The organism is Nocardia sp. NPDC001965 (genome assembly GCF_053594175.1).
Window position 1 is genome coordinate 362,530 of record NZ_JBSFDZ010000002.1, and the last position, 20,875, is coordinate 383,404.

General features: G+C 68.3%; 15 protein-coding genes. 7 read left to right on the forward strand and 8 right to left on the reverse strand.

The features are described 5' to 3' along the window. Positions 1-68 precede the first annotated feature (68 nt). Both ACWCPQ_RS05570 and ACWCPQ_RS05575 read left to right on the forward strand, forming a co-directional pair. Positions 69-1,448, forward strand: coding sequence for a DUF6002 family protein (locus ACWCPQ_RS05570; RefSeq protein WP_449895106.1), 1,380 nt, complete (start codon positions 69-71; stop codon positions 1,446-1,448). Continuing rightward, positions 1,445-2,236 (forward strand): class I SAM-dependent methyltransferase, encoded by a 792-nt coding sequence (locus ACWCPQ_RS05575; RefSeq protein WP_449895109.1) that lies wholly within the window; start codon positions 1,445-1,447, stop codon positions 2,234-2,236. Before ACWCPQ_RS05570 ends, ACWCPQ_RS05575 begins: the two co-directional genes overlap by 4 nt. Here ACWCPQ_RS05575 and ACWCPQ_RS05580 read toward each other — a convergent pair. The 7 genes from ACWCPQ_RS05580 to ACWCPQ_RS05610 are packed head-to-tail and all read right to left on the reverse strand — an operon-like array spanning position 2,203 to position 14,174. Beyond that, positions 2,203-3,438 (reverse strand): MFS transporter, encoded by a 1,236-nt coding sequence (locus ACWCPQ_RS05580; RefSeq protein WP_449895111.1) that lies wholly within the window; start codon positions 3,436-3,438, stop codon positions 2,203-2,205. The genes ACWCPQ_RS05575 and ACWCPQ_RS05580 overlap by 34 nt on opposite strands. A gap of 2 nt (positions 3,439-3,440) precedes the next feature. Beyond that, a complete protein-coding gene (locus tag ACWCPQ_RS05585; RefSeq protein WP_449895114.1) occupies positions 3,441-7,505 on the reverse strand; it encodes a type I polyketide synthase in 4,065 nt (1,354 codons plus the stop codon). Continuing rightward, a complete protein-coding gene (locus ACWCPQ_RS05590) occupies positions 7,502-7,753 on the reverse strand; it encodes a phosphopantetheine-binding protein (protein WP_449895116.1) in 252 nt (83 codons plus the stop codon). The genes ACWCPQ_RS05585 and ACWCPQ_RS05590 overlap by 4 nt, the downstream gene beginning before the upstream one ends. Further along, entirely contained in the window at positions 7,741-10,656 is a 2,916-nt protein-coding gene (locus ACWCPQ_RS05595; RefSeq protein WP_449895117.1) for a condensation domain-containing protein, read from the reverse strand. The genes ACWCPQ_RS05590 and ACWCPQ_RS05595 overlap by 13 nt, the downstream gene beginning before the upstream one ends. Continuing rightward, positions 10,653-11,624, reverse strand: a complete 972-nt coding sequence (locus ACWCPQ_RS05600; protein WP_449895120.1) for a TauD/TfdA family dioxygenase — start codon at positions 11,622-11,624, stop codon at positions 10,653-10,655. Before ACWCPQ_RS05600 ends, ACWCPQ_RS05595 begins: the two co-directional genes overlap by 4 nt. Positions 11,625-11,628: 4 nt before the next feature. After that, positions 11,629-13,356, reverse strand: a complete 1,728-nt coding sequence (locus ACWCPQ_RS05605; RefSeq protein WP_449895122.1) for a non-ribosomal peptide synthetase — start codon at positions 13,354-13,356, stop codon at positions 11,629-11,631. Beyond that, the gene (locus tag ACWCPQ_RS05610; RefSeq protein ID WP_449895124.1) at positions 13,356-14,174 is read right to left on the reverse strand and encodes a hypothetical protein; all 819 of its coding nucleotides are present in this window, start codon (positions 14,172-14,174) and stop codon (positions 13,356-13,358) included. The genes ACWCPQ_RS05605 and ACWCPQ_RS05610 overlap by 1 nt, the downstream gene beginning before the upstream one ends. 437 nt (positions 14,175-14,611) lie before the next feature. Between ACWCPQ_RS05610 and ACWCPQ_RS05615 the strand changes: the two genes are divergently transcribed. The 3 genes from ACWCPQ_RS05615 to ACWCPQ_RS05625 all read left to right on the forward strand — a co-directional run bounded on the left by ACWCPQ_RS05615 (position 14,612) and on the right by ACWCPQ_RS05625 (position 18,477). Continuing rightward, on the forward strand, positions 14,612-15,418 hold the full coding sequence (locus ACWCPQ_RS05615) for an alpha/beta fold hydrolase (RefSeq protein WP_449895127.1): 807 nt from the start codon (positions 14,612-14,614) through the stop codon (positions 15,416-15,418). Positions 15,419-15,502: 84 nt separating this feature from the next. Then, a complete protein-coding gene (locus tag ACWCPQ_RS05620) occupies positions 15,503-17,260 on the forward strand; it encodes a non-ribosomal peptide synthetase (protein WP_449895129.1) in 1,758 nt (585 codons plus the stop codon). Continuing rightward, positions 17,257-18,477 (forward strand): cytochrome P450, encoded by a 1,221-nt coding sequence (locus tag ACWCPQ_RS05625; RefSeq protein WP_449895131.1) that lies wholly within the window; start codon positions 17,257-17,259, stop codon positions 18,475-18,477. Before ACWCPQ_RS05620 ends, ACWCPQ_RS05625 begins: the two co-directional genes overlap by 4 nt. Positions 18,478-18,511: 34 nt before the next feature. Here ACWCPQ_RS05625 and ACWCPQ_RS05630 read toward each other — a convergent pair whose 3' ends face one another. After that, the gene (locus ACWCPQ_RS05630) at positions 18,512-18,778 is read right to left on the reverse strand and encodes a hypothetical protein (RefSeq protein WP_449895134.1); all 267 of its coding nucleotides are present in this window, start codon (positions 18,776-18,778) and stop codon (positions 18,512-18,514) included. 394 nt (positions 18,779-19,172) lie between these two features. Here ACWCPQ_RS05630 and ACWCPQ_RS05635 point away from each other — a divergent pair, with 394 nt between their 5' ends. Together ACWCPQ_RS05635 and ACWCPQ_RS05640 are read left to right on the forward strand one after the other, a co-directional pair. Further along, on the forward strand, positions 19,173-19,925 hold the full coding sequence (locus ACWCPQ_RS05635) for a FadR/GntR family transcriptional regulator (RefSeq protein WP_449895137.1): 753 nt from the start codon (positions 19,173-19,175) through the stop codon (positions 19,923-19,925). Beyond that, positions 19,922-20,653: a cache domain-containing protein gene (locus ACWCPQ_RS05640; protein ID WP_449895140.1), complete on the forward strand. Its 732-nt coding sequence runs from the start codon at positions 19,922-19,924 to the stop codon at positions 20,651-20,653. The genes ACWCPQ_RS05635 and ACWCPQ_RS05640 overlap by 4 nt, the downstream gene beginning before the upstream one ends. Positions 20,654-20,875 lie beyond the last annotated feature (222 nt).

The following is a 20,875-nucleotide window of genomic DNA, read 5'->3' on the forward strand; positions in this document are numbered from 1 at the left end:
ATGCCATCGCACGTCTATACCCTTGCCGGAGAACGCATTACAGTGTCGTAGCTCGCATTGGAGATCCGATGGTGCATGCACAGAACGCACTTCCGTTCGACGCCGGCCAGGACAGTGTGCTGGTCCGCTACTACGCGGACCTACGGACTGCCGCCCGGCTCCACCGGGCGGAGAACGGAGATCCGAACACCCCGGGCCTGGCCATGGATCCGGAGCTACCCGAACTGACCGGACAGCTCGCGAATTTGCTGGGAGCGGCTCGAATGCGCATGGTCGGGCTGGGCTCGCATGCGGGCCGGGAGCTGCAGCTGCTGGACCTGCGCGGTACCGAGTCCACCCGGACCACGAAAACGTTCGCCTCGGTGCTCATCGTGGCCAGGGCGGTGGCCCATATCCGGCGGACGGGCGAGCGGGTGATGATCGTGACACCGACCTCCGCGAACAAGGGGACCGCCCTGCGCGACGCGGTACTGCGCGCGATCCGGCTCGGACTGGTGTCGGCCACCGAACTGAGTATTGCGGTGATCGCGCCCGCGGAGTCGCTGCCCAAGTTGTGGGCTTCGGAGTTGTCCGAGGATTCGGAACTGCTGCGGCGCAATCCGATCCTGCTCTTCGACGGCGCGCAGCCCGATGGGGTGAAGGCGCTGGCATCGGAGTTCGTACGCTGCGCGGCGGACTCCTTCGAGCAGGACCGCGGAGTCCGGCTCTGGTACACGATGGACCTCGCCAACTATATCGTCGCCGATACGGCCAGAGCTTTCTTCGAGGCAGACGAATCAGGCACGGCACCGCCGCAGGGCAGGACGCACGCCCACGCGGTCTCCAGTGCGTTCGGGCTGCTCGGATACCACCTCGGCCGCCGGGTGCGCTACCCCGGAACCGACCCGGAACATCCCCAATTCCTGCTGGTACAGCATCTGCGCACGCCCGATATGGTGACCGATCTGCTCCGCGTGAGAACAGGCGGCGAGATCGCGCCGCACTATGCGCGCGACGAATCCGCGCAGGTATTCGTACAGCACGCCGATCCGCATTTCCCGGCGGTCACCGATGATCCCGCCGAGGAGCTGGACAGCACCTTCTACACCCGCCGACCGGCCACCTCGCCGACGATGAACACCATCATCGAACGGCACGGCGGGGACGGCATCGTCGTGTCGCGACGCGAATGCCTGGCCCGGTACGACGAGCTGCGCGCCCGGCTGGCCGCCGTCGATATCGCGTTGCCCGCCGACGCGGCCGCGCTCCGGGAATGGTCGTTGGTGATGGCGTTGACCGGTGTCATGAATGCCGTCGAACGGGATCTGGTACCACCCGGTACGGAGGTGGTGGTGCACGGCTCGGGCAGTTATTCCACCGACGACTATGTGCCGCTGCCGCGCGCCGCTACTACCCCGGTGCGTACGGTCGCCGACCTCGAGGCACCACTGACGAAAGCGGCGCTGTGAGCGCGGAGCCGCTGCCGGCCGCGGACCCCGTCCGAGCAGCCGAGCCGACGCTGCTCGCCGATGAAGCCCGGTACCGGCCCGTGTACGCCGTCGGCGACTGGAGCCCGACACTCACCACGATCTGGCAGGACTGCTACGGCGCGGACCTCCCGGACGGACTGGAACCGCTCGGCTTCAGTTCGGCCGGTGAACTGGGGTCGCTGCGGCGCTGGCTGGACGTGGGCCCGGGCGACCGCATCGTCGACGTCGGCTGTGGCCGCGGCGGACCGGGTCTGTGGATCGCCCGGCAGGCCGGAGTCGAACTGGTCGGGGTGGATCTGCTCCCGGAAGCGGTCGCGGCGGCGCGCGAGCGCGCCCCGGATCTGTACCCCGGCGGTCCGGCGACGTTCGTCGTCGGCGATTTCCTCGATACCGGACTACCGTCGGGTTCGTTCCAGGGCGCGGTGAGCATCGACGCGCTGTGGATGGTGATCGACAAACCCGCGGCCGTCCGCGAGGTCGCGCGATTGCTGGAGCCGGGGGCACGCTGGGTCCTGTCGACCTGGGAACCGAGCTATCTGTCGTATTCGACGCTGCTGACAGCGGCGGGATGGGAAGTGCTCTCCTGCCGCGAGTCCGCGGGCTGGTATGAACGTCAGACCGCCGTATACGACCGGATAATCGCCGCCGAATCGGATCTCATCGCGGAACTGGGTACCGCGGCCGCCGGGGTACTGGTCTCGGAAGCACGAACCATGACGCCGACACTGCGTGATTACCGCAGGCTGCTCATCGCGGCCCGGCGATAGTCGCGCAGACCCCAGTACCACGCCGCTGTCGCCGCGCCCACCACCAGCATCCCCGCACCCAGGAACACGAGCCGCGGATCACCACCGAGCACGAGCGTGAGACCTCCCGCGACCGCGACACCGATCGGATCCACGGCCAGGAACAACAGTTTCACGGTGCTGGTGACCCGCCCGAGCATATCGGCACGCACCATCAACTGCCGCTGGGTGCGATTCACCAGGCTCGCGGTGACCAGGGCCCAGAGGTACACCGCGTTCGCCGCCGCGAGAACCTGCCAGGAATGCGCGAAGCTCATCGCGGCCGTGGCGATTCCGGAGAGTACGACACCGCCGGTGAAGACCTGGATATGCCCGAGCCGGTAACCGAGCCGCGGCGCCGTGAGCGCACCCGCGAGCCCACCCACGCCACCGGCGGCCACGATCACACTCACCAGGGAAGTGGTCAGGCCCAGGGTGTCCTTGGCGTAGAAGAACAGCAATTTCTCGACGGCCAGACCGAAGTTCACGACCATCTGCAGCGCCGTCAGCACCACCAGGAGCCGAAGCGACAGCAGGTATCGCAACCCGTCACGGAATTCCCGCCAGAGGTGACGGAATCCTCCGGGCTGCGCCACCGACGACCGCGGCGATCGGAGCGACCAGACCGCCAGCACGCAGACCAGCGATACCAGGAAGGTGAGCGCGTCGGCGAGGAGCACGATGTCCAGGCCGACCGTAGCGGCCAGCACGCCGACGGTGACCGGGCCGAACACCAGCGCGAACTGGTTGCTCGTCTCGAGTACCGAGTTGGCCCGCAGCAGATCGCGATCGGCGCACAGGTCCCGCACGATCACGGTCACCGCGGTCTCGGCGAAAACATGGCACGCACCCGCCAGCACGCCCAGCGCGAGCAGCAGTGGCACGGTCAGCAGATCGGTGACGGCCAGGACGAACAGCGCGGCGAAGAGACCGGCGCGCAGTGCATCCGTGGCGATGAGCAGCCGCCACGGGCCGAACCGGTCGACGATGACGCCGGCGGGCACCCCGACACAGAGATGACCGATCGCCACGGTGGCCGCCGACAGTCCGGACACGATCGGACTGCTGGTCAGCTCGAGCGCAAGTAACGGCACCACCAGCAGTGCGAGCCCGTCACCCAGCAGCGATACCGCCTGGCCACCCAGGAAGATCCGGAGGTGGCCGACGCGCACACCGGGGGGCATGATCATACCGGTGGTGCGGCTCGCAACGCCATCGTGTCGGCGATACGTTCCAGCCCGGCCACCACGGTGTCACGGTCGAGACCGAAGTCCACCAGGCAGGCGATCTCGTCGACACCCATATCCGCCAGACGCCGGGCCCGGGTCCGGAAGGTTTCCGCGCCGCCGAGCAACGCGCTCGACCCCCAGTACCGGGCGAACGCGAAGTCCATCAGGGTCTCCCGGTCGGCGGGCGTGAGCCGGTCCAGGTCGAGATCACCCAGCACCGCCTTGGCCGCGGATCTGATGATCTCCGAATTCGCCCAGAGGTATTCCCGGAAGGGCCGCTCCACCACCGCGCGTACCGCGGCGTCGTCACCCGCGCCCAGATACGCGTGCACCATCACGGTGACAACGCCCGCAGCCGGATCGAGACCCACCTCCGCGCGCCCGGCCCGATAGGCGGCGATCCGTTCTTCCAGCTCGGCCACGTCCAGGTTGATCAGTGCGGTCAGCACGTGGTAACCCGACCGGCCCGCGGCGGCGAAGGTGGCCGGATTGGTGGCGGCGGTGAGCCAGACCGGGAGTTCGGGCTGCACCGGCCGGGGGAAGGTACGCAGACGCACCCGCTCGCCCGAACCGTCGATGTCCTCGATCGATTCGCCGCGCCAGAGGGTGCGCACTTTTTCGATGCGGTCCAGCAATACCTGCTGCCTGCGCTGATAGGACGCCTGGCCGAAGACGAAGTCGAGCGGCAGGAAACCCGGCGCGAACCCGAGTCCGACGCGTCCGCCCGAGAGATTGTCCACGATCGCCCACTCCTCGGCGATACGCGCCGGATGATGAAGCGGCGCGACCACGCTGCCCGCACGCAGCTGGATGCGATTGGTGCGGGTGGCGATTCCGGCGGCGAGCACCGACGGATTGGGGAACAGATCGCCGAACTGGTGGAAATGGCGTTCCGGAGTCCAGATCGCGGTGTATCCGAGCTCGTCGGCGCGCTGGGCGCAGTCGAGGATCAGCCCGTAACGGTCGCCTCCGACGGATTCGGCGGAGAAGAAGAATACGCTGAGGTCCGGCCCGGACCGGTCGCCGCTCGCGCCGGTGGCGCTGTCGGGCGTGCGCACAGCGGGTGTCGCCGGGCAGGTGCGGACGACGGTCGGCGGAGCCGGTGCGGCCGGTGTCGTGCCGGGGACGGCGCCGGCGATCTCTCGCGCGGCGAGCAGGGACGCGAGCTGCTCGATACTGGGATTGTCGACGAATTCGCGCAAAGACAGCTCCCGGCCGAGTTCGGTGCGCAGGGCCAGTACCGCCTGCACCGCGACCAGTGAGTCGCCGCCGGCGTCGAAGAAATTCGCGTCGTCGTCGAGTGGACACCCGATCACCGCCGTGTAAGTGGTGCGCACCGCCCCGAGCAGATCTCCGGTTTCCGGGCCGGACCGGGCCGGACGCGCTTCCGGTCGCGGGGCCGGCTCGGCCGGTGGGATGGAATCCACGCTCACCTCGGGGGTGTCCGAAGGCCAGTAACGGGTGCGCTGAAACGGGTAGGCGGGCAGGTCCACGACGGCCGACGACTGTGCGGGCTCCCACCCCGCCGGCCAGTCGACCGGGATGCCCGCCGACCACGCCGCCCCCAGGGCCGTGGACAAGCATTCGGATTCGGCTTCCGCGTCGTCGGACGCGGGCAGCGCCGCGAGGACCCGCGTACCCGCCGGCCGTACTGGATCCCGCCGGGCCAGCCTGCTCAGTGCACGACCGGGTCCCAGTTCCACGGCCACCGCCGGAGACGATGCGAATATCGTGGCCAGACCGTCGGCGAACCGGACCGTGCCCCGGGTCTGTTCGACCCAATAGTCCGGACTGGTCGCCTGTTCGCCGGTGATCCAGGTGCCCGTGAGATTGGAGACGAACGGGATTCCGGGTTCGGCCAGCGATATCTGCGCGAACGCGGCGCGGAGGTCGTCGAGGCAGGAATCGGTCATCCGGCTGTGGAAGGCCCGCGCCACCGCCAGGCGCCGGTAGGGGATGCCCGCCCCGGTCATATCCGCGCAGACCGCATCGATGACTTCGACCGACCCCGACAGCACACAGGATTCGGTGGCGTTGACGGCGGCCAGATCCGCACCCGCGGCGAGGAATCGAGCCGTGTCCTCCGCACGCACCGCCGCGGCGAGCATGGCACCGGGTGCGAGCCCGTGCATCAGCTCGCTGCGGGTCACCACCAGTCGTGCCGCGTCCTCGACGGTCAGTACGCCGGCGATCACCGCCGCTGTGTATTCGCCGAAGCTGTGGCCGATCATTCCCGCCGGCCGCACACCGAGATGGAGCCAGGTTCGGGCGAGCGCGTACTCGACCGCGAAGAGTGCCGGTTGGGCGACCACCGTGTCCTCGACCCGGTCCGGTTCGGAAAGCAGCGCTCTCAGGTCTCGATCGGAGGCGGCGTCCAGCAGTTCCAGGCATTCCCGATACGCGTTCCGGAAGACCGCGAAGTCCGACCGCAGCCGGGCACCCACGTCCGGGTACTGCCCGCCGTGCCCCGGGAAGAGGAACACCGCCGCTGCCTTGGATGCCGCGCGCGCACCCCCCGGTGCGGTATCGGTGAGCCCTGCCATCAGCTCGGACCGACTGCGCGCGACGACGACGCGGCGATACGGCAGCGCGCCTTGGCCCGCTTGGGCGCTGCGGGCGATATCGGCCGCATCGGTGCCCGGGTCGGCTTCCAGATGGGCGCGCAGGTTCCGCGCCCGAGCGGCGAGCGCCGAATCGGAGTGCGCCGAGAGCGTGACCACATGGCACGAGCGCCGAGCGGTCGGGCGTTTCGGCTCGGCCCAGCCCGCCAGTACGATATGCGCGTTCGTGCCGCCGATTCCGAGGCTGCTCACCCCGCAGCGGCGGTCCGCGCGGGCCTGCGGCCAGTCCACGGTCGCCGGGTTGACCGCGAACGGCGACCGATCCCATTCGAAATTCGGGTTCGGCTCCCGGAAATTCACTGTGCCGGGGATGATTCCGTGCTCCAGCGCGAGGACCGCCTTGATCAAGCCGGTCACCCCCGCGGTGGCGTCCAGATGTCCGATATTCGATTTGACGGAGCCGAGCAGGCAATCGCCGGGGGCGGCCGTTCCGGCACGGTGGCGCCCGAACGCCTCCGCCAGGGCGGATACTTCCAGCGGATCTCCGATCGGCGTGCCGGTACCGTGGGCCTCCACATACCCGATCTCGGTACTCGCGATTCCGGCCCGCTCGAGCGCTCGGGATACGGTCCGCACCTGGCCCTCCCAGCCGGGCGCGGCATAGCCGACCTTGCGTCGGCCGTCGTTCTCCACCGCGGATCCGAGGATCACCGCACGTATCGGATTTCCGTCCCGGACCGCGTCGCAGACTCGGCGCAACACCACAGCGGCCACACCGTTACCGCCTACCGCGCCGGTGGCGGCGGCGTCGAACGGACGGCAGTACCCGTCCGCCGAGACGATGGCACCGTCGACGTGCTCCTGCAGCGTCATCTGCGGCAGGGATACGGTCGCCCCGCCCACCACCGCGACACCGCAGTCGCCCGCGGCCAGCGCGCGGGCGGCGAGGTGCACCGCGACCAGCGAGGACGAGCAGGCCGTCTGCACACCGATGCTGGGGCCGCCCAGGTCGAGCTTGTAGGAGGTGCGAGTGGCCAGGTAATCCTTGTCGGTGGCCAGCAGGATACGGTGCTGCTCGGTGGGATCCGCGTGCCGGAAGCGGTCGAGCAGGGTCCGCAGCAGATAGGTACTCGGGCTGGCCGAGGCGAAGACCGCGGTCTGCATCCCGTAGCGGTGCGGCGGGCACGCGGCGTTTTCCAGAGCGTGCCAGGCGCATTCGAGGAACAGCCGATGTTGTGGATCGAGCAGTTCGGCCTCGGCGGGCGCGACCGCGAAGAACTCGGCGTCGAACAGGTCGATATCGGCCAGCACCCCGTAGGCACCGGAGCCCGATTCGCCGCTCGCCGGGCGGATCAGCGACTCCCGGCCCGCCACCAGGTTGTGCCAGAGTCCGGCGACGTCGGCGGCGCCCGGAAAGCGGCCTGCCATACCTACCACTGCGATCGCATCGTCCACCGTCATCGTGTCTTCCCGTAGATGTGGTCGGCCAGTTCCGTCACGGTGGGATAGCGGAAGAAGCTGAGCAGCTCGATACCGATACCCAGCTCGGCGTCGAGGCGGTCCTTCACCATGAGCAGCTGGAAGGACGTTCCGCCCAGGTCGAAGAAGTTGTCATCCGGGCCGACGGCGGCGATATCGAGGATCGCGCACCACACGCGGGTGAGGTATGCGGCAATATCGGGACCGGTCATTTCGGTCAGTGGTTCCACTGCGCGAGCTCCTCCAGAAAGCGGTCGACGAACGAGGTCGCGGTGGCCGGATCGAACAGGTCGGTGGCGAATTCCACGATGCCGTCCAGAGCCGGTGCGATGTCGTGGATCTCCACCGTCAGATCGGTCCGGGCCACCTTCTGCAGTACGGGATACGATTCGATCCGCGCGGTGCCGAGCCGCAGTTCCGCGCAGGGATCGGTCGCGAAGGTGAGGACTGCCTGGAAGAGCGGGGTGCGGGCGAGATCGCGGGGCGGTCGGACGGCCTCGACGATGAGGTCCAGGGGCAGGTCTTGATTCGAATACGCACGCAGCAGACTGCCTCGGACGCGATCGAAGAGCTCCGGACGGCCCGGTGCGCCGGAACAGTCCGCTCTGACCGGAACGGTGTTGACGAAGAATCCGAGGACGTTGTCGACGGTGCCGGTATTTCGGCCCGCTACCGCCGTTCCGACCACGAACCGGTCCTGTCCGCTGATATCGGCGAGCACCGCCTGCAACGCTGCCATCAGCACCATGTGCACTGTCCCGCCGTATCGCCGGGCCGCGGCCCGGACCCCCGCCGAGATGTCGGGCGGCACCGTGAAATGCAGCGATCGCCCGCGCGCTGACCGCACCGCCGGCCGCGGCCGGTCGGTCGGGATTTCCAGGACCGGGGGCCAGTCGGCGAGTTCGGCTCGCCAGAACGACGCCTGGTCGTCCCAGTGTCCCGCCTCGACCACGGCGCGCTGCCATTCGGCGTAGTCGCCGTAGCGAACCGGAATGTCCGGTAGGTCGGGTACCGTGCCTTCCCGCAGCGCGTTGTAGCACAGCGACAGGTCCCGGAACAGCAGGTCGATCGATCGGCCGTCGGTGACGGCGTGGTGTGCCGTGAGCACGATCAGGTGGTCGGCGGCACCGATTCCGGCGACGAATACGCGGCACAGCGGCAGGGTGGTCAGGTCGAACGGAACGGCAGCCACCCGGTCGACGAAATCCGCCACGGCCGAGGCCGTGATCTTCTCGATTCGGAGTTCCACCCGGAACTCGTCCGCCACGATCTGTTCCGGAATACCTCCGGTGTCGGCGAATCGGGTCCGCAGCCCATCGTGACGTTCCACGACCAGGTCGAGCGCCCGCTGCAGAACCGTGAGGTCCAGCTCGCCCCGCACTCTGGCGGCCACCGGCACGGTGTAGGTGGTGCTGCCGGGTTCCAGTCGTTGCATGAACCAGAGGCGTTGCTGACCATAGGACACACGTGCGGGATCGCGTACGGACGGGCCGATCGCCGGTGTGGCCTTCTCGTTCGCGGCGGGGTCCGCCGCATCCACCAGCAATGCGGCGAGCCCGGCCACGGTGGGCTCGCACAGGAAATCCGCCAGCGCGATGCTGTGCCCGGTCGCGGTTTCGATCCGGCTCAGCAGCCGCATCGCCTGCAGGGAATCGCCCCCGCACGCGAACAGGTCGTCCCGTACGCCGACCGAGTCCAGGCCGAGCACCCGGCCCCAGATCTCGGCGACCGACTGCTGCTGATCGGTGCGCGGTAGCTCGGCGGCAGGGGCGGCAGGAGTGGCTCCGCGTCTCGTCACCGACGGCACCGGACGAGCGGCGGTGCACAGCCTGCGATCCGATCCGGCCGCGATATCGTCCAGCAGCGCGAGCATCGAGGTGACCCATCCGGCGGCGCATTCGCGCTCGACGAGCGCGGCAGGGCTGATCAGATAGCCCTGCAACCGGTTCCCCATGTCGTAGACGATGAGGTCGAGGTCGGAATGGCAGCCGCCGGAGGGCGCCACGGGCACGTACTCCGGCTCGATATCGGGCAGCCGCAGTTCGGCGATCGGGTGCGGACCGTAGGTCAGGACAGCCTGGAAGAGCGGCGTGCGAGCCGGATCCCGCGGCGGGCCGACGGCCTCCACGATATCGTTCAACGGCAGGTCCTGATGGGCGTATGCCCGCAACAGCCGTTCCCGGACCCTGCCGAACAGCTCCGGGAAGTCGGGCGTGCCCGAGCAATCCGCACCGACCGGAACGGTATTGACGAAGAACCCGATCAGATCGGCCACCGCCTCGGGGCCGCGCCCGGATACCGCCGTGCCGACGACGAATCGGTCCTGCCCCGCGATATCGGCGAGCAACGCCTGGAACGCGGCCATCAGCACCATGTGCACGGTTCCGCCCAGCCGCCGGGCCGCATCCCGGATACCCGCCGTCGTCGGCTCGGGCACCACGAACGGAATCGACTCGCCGGCCGAAGACCGCACGGCCGGGCGCGGCCGGGCGGCCGGCAACTCCAGCAGCAGCGGCACATTCGCGAGTTCGGTCCGCCAGAATTTCGCCTGATCGGTCCACCGGCCCCCGGCGACGGCATCCAGCTGCCATTCGGCGAAGTCACCGTACTGCACCGGCAATTCGGGCAGAACCGGACCCGTATGGGCCCGGAACGCCGTATAACTCACCGAAAGCTCGTGCAACAGGACTTCGTACGATCTGCCGTCGGTGACGGCGTGGTGCATACAGATCGCCATCAGATGGTCGTCGGCGGCGATGCGGGCCACCGCGACGCGCCACAGCGGCGCAACGGCCGGATCGAACGGGGCGGTCGCGATCCGGTCCACGAAGTCCGAGACGCCGGATGCCGGTATCTCCGCCAGTTCGACTCGGACCGGGCACGCGTCGAGAACCACCTGCTCCGGTATCCCGCCCCGATCGGCGAAACAGGTCCGCAGCGAATCATGCCGGGCCACCACCGCGTCGACCGCATGCTGCCAGGCCGCGTGGTCGAACGGACCTCGTAATCGTATTGCCAAGGGCACGTTGACGATCGGCGTTCCCGGGGCCAGACGTTGCGCGTACCACAGTCGGCGCTGGCCCGAGGACGCCGCATAGACCGTCGCGCTCTGCTCGGTGATGTCGCCGGTCATGCCATGGCCACCAGAACGCGACGCGTACCGCCGTACGGCATCCGGCCGTGTGCCGCGATCGTATTGTCCACCATCATCAGATCGCCCCGCCGCCAGGGAATGGTCAGCGCGCATTCCCGGTAGACCGCGTCGATCCGGCCGAGATCGTCCACGGACAGCGGAGTGCCGTCGGCGTGATAGGCGTTGCGCGGCAGATCGCGCTCCGGATAGCTGAGCAGCAATGCCTCGCGGATCTCCTCGTCCAACGCCGATACGTGGAACAGGTGGGCCTGGTTGAACCACACCGGACCACCCGATCCGATATGGGTACGCCAGGCCGGCCGATGGAACCGGGTGCGCAGGACCGGCCCGTCCCACTCCCAATGCTGGCCGTGCCGGGCGCAGTAGCGTTCGACCTCCGACCGGGCGTCGGTCTGGAACGCCTGTCGCCAACCGAGCCCGAGATCGTCACGGTAGGTCCGGGTGTAGACGATGCCGTCACCGAACCGATCCCGAATTCCGGTGTCGATCCGCCCGTACACCGCCCGACTGTCCGCGACGGGCGTCTCGCCACCCTCGTCGGCGGGTTCGACGCAGAGAAAGCACAGCGTCGCGGGCCAGGAATCGGCGTAGGAGTTCTCGTTGTGCATCGGGATACGCTGATCGGCAGGGTATTCGGTGGAAGTGTAGATATTTCCCTCGATATGCGAACGGGGTGTCGAGCGGTCCCGGTAGGGCAGCGGATCGCCGCCGACCGCGGCGACGATCCGTCCGAAGACCCCGACATCCACGGTCGCCTCGCGCAGCAGCACCACTCCGAACCGGGCCAGCGCCGCCCGGAGTTCCGCGCGGTGCCGCACTGCCCAGCCGGGGATGTCGACGAGATCGGCGGGCATCGGATAGACCGCGGCCGAAGTGATCCCGTTGCTTTCGACTGTGCCCACGACCGGACCCAGGTGCGCGAGTTCCGCGGGCAGTATCGGCGCCATACCGTCACTCCTCGTCAGTATCCGGCCGGGCGGGAGCCAGCAGTCTGCGCACCGTGCGGTGGCCGAGCACTTCGGTGAGGGTGAAATCCACACCGTTACGACGGGCCCGGGTCACCAGGCGCGCGGCGGCCAGACTGGACCCGCCGAGGGCGAAGAAATCGTCATCGATACCGACCTGTTCGAGTTCGAGCAGCTCGGCCATCAGCTCACAGACCACACGCTCGGTCGGCGTCCGCGGCCCGACCGGCCGACGCGGTTCCGCCACGGGACCTTCCCGCGGCTCGGGCAGCGCGGCGAGGTCGAGCTTGCCGTTCGAGGTGAGTGGAAATGTCTCCAGCAGCACAATGGTCTTCGGAACGAGGTATCCCGGCAGCCGCTCGGCGAGATACTCCCGCAGTGCCGCGGGCGCCGGCGCGGTGTCCGGCGCGGGTGTCACATAGGCGGCGAGCCCGACACCCGGTGATCCGAGAGCCACCACCGCGGCTCGATCGACCCCGGGTGCTTGCGTCAGCAAATCGGCGACTTCCGCGGGTTCGACCCGGAATCCGTTGACGGACAACTGGTCGTCGGCCCGGCCGGCGAACTCGAGCAGATCCTCGTCGCGGTGCCGGACACGATCCCCGGTGCGATACATCCGGGCACCGGGCGGTCCGAACGGGTCGGCCACGAAGGCGGCGGCCGTGAGTCCCGGCTTGTTCAGGTAACCACGCGCGAGTTGCCGCCCGGCGATGTACAGCTCGCCCGCCGCAGTTTGCCCGAGCCCGGAGTCGAGGACGTACAGCCGGGTCCCCGGTGTGGCCCGGCCGATGGGTACGGGTCCCGGACCGAGCGTCGCGCCCGGCGCCACTCGATGGGCGCAGCAGCCCACCGTTGCCTCGGTGGGGCCGTATTCGTTGACGACAGCGATGTCCGGATTGTCGCGGCGCCAGTCGGTGAGCATGGCGCCGTTGAGGGCTTCGCCGCCCACGACGAGGTCCACGGTGGGCGCGCAATGCGAGAAGGCGGAGCGGAGCAGCGGCAGATGCGCGGGAGTGACTTTGAGCAGTGTCGGCCTGTCATGGGATCGTGCCGGGTCGTCGAGCGGCCCGAGGTCCAGCGTTCCGCCCGCGGCCAACGGGCCGAACAGACCGGTCACCGCCATATCGAACGCCGGCGACGCGTGCACACGCACCGATCCCGCGAGCCCCGGGTACCACCGCACCGCCCAGCGGAGATACGCCGCGAGAGCACCGTGCTCGACGACGACCCCCTTGGGGCTTCCGGTGGACCCGGACGTGTGGATGACATAAGCGGCATCGTGGGGCCCCGGGCCCGGGCCACGGATGCCGAAGAATTCGTCCCGCGCCAGTGCGCCCGGTGTCACGACGGGAGCCAGTCCGGTCAGCCACTGCGCACTGTCCGCCGGCGCCAGGACGAGTTCCGGTTCGGCTGCCCGCACGAGCATCTCGGTACGCGCCGCCGGGTCGGTAACCGCCAACGGCAGATAACACGCCCCGCTCTTGAGGACGGCGAGCAGGGCAACGACGAGATCGACCGAGTTGTCCAGGTATACCGCGACGAGGTGACCGCGGCGCACACCGCGGCGGTGCAGCGCCGCGGCCTGCCGGGTGGCGGCGGCGTCGAGCTGCCGATAACTGAGTCGGCCTCGGGGGTGGACCACCGCCGCGGCTGTACCGATACGGCGCACCTGTGCGCTGAACATCTCCGCGAGAGTGGCCGTACCGGTGGTCATCAGCTCTTCCTTCCCGGCCGTATCGCGGTCGTGACCAGGTGTGCGATCTCCGGTGACCGCAGCAGATCACGACGGGGGACCGCGGTGGGCACCCGATGCGCCGTGAAGTCCGGGTCTGCGTCGTCGTCCACGGAACTCAGGGTGGTCGCCGCCGACCACTGCGGGCGGGCGGCCAGAGCCGACGCCGCCCGTAGGTAGGCGGTGTACGAGGCGAACACATCGATCAGCTCGGCACCGACATCCGGTGCGATACCCACTCGTTCGAAGGCTGTGTACGCGGCCTCCCGGTAGAGGGTCAGGACGCGATCGAGAGTGCCCGCGACATCCTGTGGCCACTGCCGCAGCAGGACGTCCGCCTGGTCGATGAGGTCGTCTCGCTCGGCCACCGTGAGCGAGGTGAGCGCGGACAGCGAGTTCCGGATATCGCGGAGCACCGACCCGCTGGTGGGACGACCGGGGTTCAGCAGCACGGTGGCGGGTCGGTGGCCCTGCCGGCGGGCCACCTCATCGGCCAGGGCGGAGGCGAACACACCGCCGGCGCAGTAGCCGAGTATCGCACCGACATCCGCACCCGCCGCCGCGAGCCGGTCCGCCCACCACACCGCATACGCTTCACCCGACACTGTCGCTGTCACGGTCGCGGGGGGCTGCGCGGTGAGCCAGACCGTCACCGCCGCCGGCAGCAACTGCGCGAGATCGCGAAACCCGGCTTCGTCACGGGAGGTGAGGTCGAAATCGACCGCGACCACCAGCAATTCACCGGTACCGCGCGTGAGCTCGGTGAAACCCGGCCGAATGCCACCGTATCGGGTGGTCACCGAAGAATCTGACCCCACGTAGATGCTCCAATGCAGCGAGGACCGGGCTCTGCAAGTAAACCCGACGCCACGTCCCCCGAAGCACCGCCGATCTTCCCGATCATGGGAACCTGACTCGTGAATTGAGTTGGTGCGCAGCAGGATTAGCGCGCGTATCGCGAGACGGACCTGGCCGGGGTCGTCCTCGGCGGACGCCACCGCAGCGGCGGTCGTACGCTTCGCGGCGGCTGTCGAAGCCGGGAACCGCCGACCACGCCCGCCCGCCGGGCCCGGGGTACGGCATCGACAACCACGGGCCACAGCCGGCGCTATCGGCCGACTACGTCGCCACCACTGCGGGGACGCGGTGTGGCCTCGCGGTGCGGCCACTGCTAACTTCTGCGTGAACGGCTCGGCGGCAGGTCGAGGGTACGAACCGGGCGGAAGACCTGAACACGATGTCGACAGCGCTGATCAACGGTATCCAGTTGAATTACCAGGAGGCCGGAGACGGGCCGCTGGTGCTGCTGATCATGGGCAGCGGCAATCCGGGCCGGGTTTGGCGGACCTATCAGGTACCCGCCCTGGTAGGCGCCGGTTTCCGTGTCGCGACATTCGACAATCGAGGAATCGCTCCGTCGACGCAGAGCCCCGAGGGGATCACGCTCACGGATCTGGTGGCCGATACCGCCGGGTTGATCGAGCACCTGGGCGCGCCCGCACACGTCGTCGGCACCTCACTGGGCGCACTGGTAGCGCAGGAACTGACCCTCGCCCATCCGGACCTCGTCGACCGAGCGGTGCTGCTGGCGACGGCCGGCCGGCCGCATCCGATGTTGCTCGCGATCACGGCCGGCCGGGCCGCGCTCCACGACGAGGGCATTCGGCTCCCGGCCCAGTACAGCGCGGCCGCCGAGGCGGCACTGCATCTGTCGCCGCGCACCTTGGCCGACCCCGAGCGGGCTCGGCAATGGCTCGACATGTTCGAGTTCGCCGCGTCCACAGCCATGCCTCCCGGTGTCCGGGCGCAGCTCGGCATCGACCACTCCCCCGACCGGCTCGCCGATTACGCACGAATTACCCGGCCCGGTCTTGTGATCGGATTCTCCGACGATCAGCTGGCACCACCGGCGTATTGCCGTGAAGTTGCGGCGGCGATTCCCGGGGCCCGCTACGTCGAAATCGACGAGTGCGGACATCTGGGCCATCTGGAGCGACCGGAGGAGGTCAATCGGGTGATCGTCGACTTCCTGACCGGGGGATGAAATCCGAAAGAGCAACCTCGGACTGTTCCCATTGTTGGTGATCATGTAACACGCCCGTCGATCCGCTCAATTACAGTCACCGTCGTGCAAACGCCTGATGAGGTGCCGCTCCAACCGCCGAATCGGGCCTGGTTGCAACGGTTGGAAGAACGAATTCCCGGTATTGCGAACGAAGTCGCGCTGAAAGATAGCCGATCGATATCGACTTACGGACAACTCGATATCTGGATCGACCGGATATGTCTGGAATTGATCGAATCCGGTGTCGCCGAATCGGATTCGATCGTCGTGGTGACACCACCGCGGCGCACTCCCCACACCACCGCGGCAATGCTGGCGATCTGGCGGCTCGGCGCGGTATACGTGCCACTGGCGGCGGACCAGCCTCGCGAACGGACTGCGGCCGTCCTCGGAGTCTGCCCGGTCCGGGTGGCCCTGCTGGACCCGGACGTCACGAAACCCGAGTTTCCCGACGGCGTCGTCACGATCACCATTCCGTCGCCGGGAGACGCGGTACCGAACCGTCCGGCGTATCCGGCCGTCGAACCGGACAGTCTGGCCTATGTCATCTTCACTTCCGGTTCCTCCGGCACGCCGAAAGGTGTGGCGGTCCCGCATCGCGGCATTCCGGCCATGGCCGATGCCACCGCCGCGGCCCTGGAACTGGGGCCGGGCTCTCGCATGCTGCAGTTCGCGCCCGCGTCCTTCGATGCCTCGATCGCCGAGATCACCTCGGCGCTCGGCGCGGGCGCCACAGCGGTCTTCGCGGGGCACGACCAGCTCACCGACGGTATCGCGATCGCCGAGACGATCGTCGCGCAGCGGATCACCCACGCCATCATGGTGCCGTCGGTGCTCGCGGCGATTCCCGAGCATCGGATGCCCGCGGGGCTCAGCCTGATCGTTGCGGGGGAAGCGGCCAATCCCGCGGTGGTCGACGAATGGACGGTCCGGCACCGCCTCGTCAACTCGTACGGGCCCACCGAAACCACCGTATGCGCCACCATCAGCGAGCCGCTCGGCGGACCGGCAATTCCGATCGGGCACGCCATTGCGGGCACCACAGTGCGGATCGTCGGCGAGGACGGTGCCCCGGTAGCACCCGGCACGGCGGGGGAACTGTGGATCGGCGGACTCGGCGTGGCGCGTGGCTACCTCGGAATGCCGCAGGAGACCGCCGAAGCGTTCGTCGCGGATCCGGCGACCGGCGAGCGGTTCTACCGCTCCGGGGATCTGGTCCGGGAAATGCCCGACGGCCAGCTCGAATTCCTCGGGCGGCTGGACCGGCGTATCAAACTGCGTGGCCGCCGCATCGAGCCGGCCGATATCGAGACCACCGCATTGCGCCTGCCCGGCGTCCGGCAGTCAGCGGTCGTTTCGACCGATACCCAGCTCGTCTGCGCTGTCGTGGTCGACGGCGGGATCACCGCGGGCGAGGTGCGCGGATTCCTCGTCGAACAGCTACCCGGTTATCTCGTGCCGGACCGGGTCGAACTCGTCGGCGAGATGCCGCGGACACCGCACGGGAAGACCGACTTCGCCGCCGTAGCGGAGTCGGTCCGCAGCCCTAGGCCGACCGGCCCGGCGCCGGAGCCGGCGACTCCGGGCGAACGAGCGCTCTGTGCGCTCTTCGCCGAAATCCTGGCCCTGCCCGAATACCACCCGGCAGACAGTTTCTTCGATCTCGGCGGCGAATCCATGGAAGCGGCGAGACTCACCCGGAGCATTCGCCAGACACTCGGTGTGGAGATGACGATGCGAATGCTGCTCGACGCGCCGTCGCCCGCACAGTTGGCCGCGCTGCTGTCGCTTCCGGACCCGGAACCGGTGAGCGGTAGATGACCATCACTCTCCCGCCGGGGCGTCCGGCCGATACCCGGTCCTGGGATCTCACCGAGCCGGCGACGCATATGCGGGCAGATATGCCGGAATTCTGGCGCGACCGCCGGCAGCGGACGCCCATTTTCCGGCACGAGGGCTCCACCGACCGTCCCGGGTTCTGGGTCGTCTGCGCGCACGAGCCGGCTGTGCGGATCTATCGCGACAGCAAACGGTTCACCTCGCAACGCGGCAATGTCCTGCTCACGCTGCTCGCCGGCCGCGACAATGCCGCGGGCAGAATGCTGGCAGTGACCGACCCGCCCCGGCACGACAGAATGCGCCGGCTGATGACTCCGGCGCTCACCCGGGAAGCGGTGCATTCGCTGACAACTCGAATTCGCGAACGCACCGCGCGGCTACTGGCCGGGCGGGTGGGTTCGGGTGAGTTCGACTTCGCGGCGGAGATCGCATCCTGTATCCCCATCTGGACGATCTGCGATCTGCTGGGGATTCCGGACAGTGAACACGATCTGCTGGTCTCGTCGGCGAAGGAGGCGCTCAGCTCCGACGATGCCGAGCAGTCCACTGTCGCGGCGACGGCCGCGCGCCAGGAGATACTGCTGTGTCTGCTCGACCAGGTCCAGGTCCAGCGGCGATATCCGGCCGACGGACTGATCACCCGTTTGATCGAGGCGGAATTCGAGGATGCGCCGCTGACCGACGATCAGATCGTCACCAACTGCTACAGCATCATTCTGGGCGGTGACGAGACGGCCCGGCTGACCATGATCAACGCGGTCCACGCGTTCGCGCAGGACCCGGCTCTGTGGCAGCGATTCGGTGCGGCCGAGGATCTCGGTACCGCCGTCGAAGAGATCATCCGGTGTTTCGCTCCCACCATGCACTTCGGCCGAGTCGCGAACACCGACGTCGATATCGACGGTGTGCACATGGCTGCGGGAGACATCGTCACGATGTGGAACATCTCCGCGAACCGGGACGGGAAACGGTTCGACGATCCGGATGTGGTGCGCTTCGATCGCCGGCCCAACCCGCATCTGGCCTTCGGCTACGGTCCGCATTTCTGTATCGGCGCTCCGCTGGCACGTTTGGAGATCGCCGTGGTGCTCGACGAACTGCGTCGGACCACCCGGACCCTCGAGGCGACCGCGGCCCCGCGGCCGTTGTATTCGAATTTCCTGCACGGGTACGCCACCTTGCCGGTCGCGCTCGCATAGCCCGGCGCCCGTGCGCCGCCACCGCGCAGCCCGGTCAGGCCAGGGCCGGCGCGTCCGCGAACGACGGCCGCGGCGGAATGAGCTGTTCCCAGAATTCGTGCCGCACCGCATCCCAGAGACTCGCCAGCTCCGGATGGAGCTCTCGTGCCCGCACGAGGTCGGGATAGCCGCCGGTTTCGAAGCAGAGCACCGCGGAGGAGTCGACGGCGTTTTCGACGACGACGATGGCGATCACGTGATTGCGGAGCATGCGCCATCTGGCCCGCAGGCCGTCGACTTCCGTCTGGCACAGATCAGCCATCGTCGAGACCTTGTCGCCGCGGCTCCACCGCCCTCGACCGGGCATCGTGCTCGATCGGACGAGCTCGGCCGGGTGGGGCCATGGCCATAGGGGGCGCCGAAACGGTGCGGCGAACGCGCACGAGCCGTGTGCCCTCGTGAACCGACTTGTCCTGCATAGGACGCGTTCCTTCCCGATCGTGACTTCCCGCGAAGGTGCCGGAGTGACATCCGCCATCGAAGATAATACCTTTGATTTCATAGTTCAATGGCTTCGTGGGACTACTGCGTTAATATCCCGTCAACGGGACGCGGCGCGGAGGGCCTGCCACGGCGCGCGCCTTTATCTCCAAAGTTCATATTTCAAGGTTCCCGACCTAGAATCGGACCGGATACCGGCCACTCGAGGAGCCTTGTTGTCCCAGCAGGAAAGCGCCGGCTTGACCGCACTGAGCGCCGTGCTGTCACCGCTGGCGGGCAGCGGTCCCAAAACCGAGGCCGTGGTCACCCGGCTGTCCGCCGCGATAAGCCTCGGCGTAATGGTCGACGGCCAGCAGCTGCCGAGCGAGTCCGACCTGGCCGCCCAGCTGGGGGTATCGACGATAACGTTGCGGGAAGCGCTGGCGGTGCTGCGGCAACAGGGAATCGTCCGCACCACCCGCGGGCGCGGCGGTGGAAGCTTCATCTGCTCCTCCGCGACCGCCCTGGAACACACCTCGCTCACCCGGCTACAGCAGCTCAGCCTCGCCGAACTCCGCGATCTCGGGGACGAGCAGTTCGCCGTCACCGGGGCGACGGCAGTATTCGCCGCGCGCCGGGCCGGCCGGGCCGATATCGCCCGGCTCCGCACCTTGACCGACCGGCTGATGGCCGGTGACGAACCGGTGGCCGCCCGGCGGGCCGACAGCCGGTTCAATATCGAGTTGGCGGTCTGCGCCCAGTCCACCAGATTGACCCGCGCCCAGGTCCAGTTGCAGGCCGAACTCTCCGGCCTGTTCTGGCTACCGCGACTGGAACTGGACCCGGTGGCCGAGGCATCCGCCCACCGCGCTCTCGTGGACGCCATCGAACAGGAGGATGATGGACGGGCGCGGGAGCTGGCAGAATCGCACAGTGAATCGCGTTTCCGTCGGCTCGTCGTCCTACGCTTGGAGCTCACTGACCGATGACGGACAACAACACACCTTCGACCATCGAATCGCTCGCCGCCGTCGTCACCGAGCTGGCCGACCAGGTCTATCTATCGCTGACAACCATCAGCGCGGCGCTGCTCGCCCTGTGGGAGGACCGCAGGAAATCGCCGCCACCCCCGCGATCCACCGATCTCGCAGCGTTGCGTGAGCCCATCGTCCACGAGCTCGAACGGCGCGGAGCACTGTTCGACGGAGCGGGCGTCGTGATGGCCGACGGTGTTCTCGCCGACCGGGCCCGGTTCCTGGAATGGTGGCACACCGACCCCGTACGCGGTCTCCAGCGCCTCACCCCGGAACTCAATCCGCAGAGCGAGTACTTCTACGACTACACCCAAATGGATTGGTATGTGATCCCGCGCGACCGGGGACAGCGCTGGGCACACGGTCCCTATATCGATTTCGCCTGCACCGACCAATACGTATGCACCTTCGCTGTCCCGGTACGGACCGCGCCGGGACAGTTCCTCGGAATCGCGGGTGCCGATGTCCCGGTAGGCGCCATGCAGGAGATCCTGCTCCCCTGGTTCCGGGAATCGGGCCCGGCCGTGGTCCTCGTCAACGACGAGGGCCGCGTCATTCTCGCCACCGATCCCCTACTCCCGCCCGGCGCCAAGACCGACCGGGCCCAGCGAGCGGTCGCGGGCACCCCGGTCGACGCGACACCGTGGTCGCTCCAGCGACTCGGCTCCGCGACAGCCGGCTGATTCGACGGCCACCACACCGGGCGCTCTCTCTTCGCGGTACGGCGGCCGATGTGATCGGTCCGCCCCGGGGCGGTGCACCGGGCGGTACACCACCCCGGACAACCACTCAGAGCGACAGTGCCCGGTTGTCGACCAGTTTCTTGAAATCGGATCCCGATTCGATCAGTCCCCACTTGAGCAGCCAGCGATAGGTCTGGTCGAACTGTTCAGGGGCGTAGGGCT